Raw genomic sequence first — 780 nt, 5'->3', positions numbered from 1 at the left:
GGCCCTGACCGTGCTGATGGCGCTCGCGGGCGCGGCGCTGTTGTCGATCACCTTCGTCCCGGCTGCGGTTGCGATATTCGTCACCGGCAAGGTCTCGGAGACGGAAAACATCTTCATGCGCGCGGCCAAGCGTCTCTACGTTCCCCTGCTCGACCGCGCCATCCGCTACCGCGGCAGCGTCGCGTTTGGCGCGCTGCTGATCGTTGCCGGCAGCATCTTCGCCGCGACGCGCATGGGCGGCGAATTCATCCCGAGCCTCGACGAAGGCGACATCACCATCGAGACCATCCGGATTCCCGGCACCAGCCTGACCCAGAGCGTCGACATGCAGCTCCGGCTGGAAAAGACAATCAAGCAGGTACCGGAGGTCGCGACTATCTTCTCCAAGATCGGCACCGCCGAGATCGCCAACGATCCGATGCCGCCGAACGTCGCCGACACCTATGTCACACTGAAGCCGCGCGAGGAATGGCCCGATCCCGCCAGGCCGAAGGACGAGGTGGTCGCCGAGCTCGAACGGGCCGCCAACACCCTGCCCGGAACGGCCTATGGCATGACCCAGCCGATCCAGATGCGCTTCAACGAGCTCATCGCCGGCATCCGCAGCGACGTCGGCGTCAAGATCTTCGGCGACGATCTCGACGTGCTCGCCGGCATCGCCCAGCAGGTCAACGGCGCGGTCCGCAGCATCGAGGGGGCTGCCGACGTCAAGACCGAGCAGGTCGCAGGCCTGCCGATTCTCACCGTCAAGCTCGACCGCCAGGCGCTGTCGCGCTACGG

At 66.2% G+C, this 780-nt stretch carries 1 protein-coding gene; it reads left to right on the top strand.

Annotated features, from left to right (window positions below; translation table 11 throughout):
* On the top strand, nt 1-780 hold a 780-nt coding region (locus AC1D00_RS43665; RefSeq protein WP_477015004.1), incomplete at both ends, for an efflux RND transporter permease subunit.

The sequence above is a fragment of the Bradyrhizobium sp. P2_E8 genome (assembly GCF_056403875.1).
Note: the sequence above shows the minus strand (reverse complement) of the source record. Positions and strands in the feature narration are given on the sequence as shown.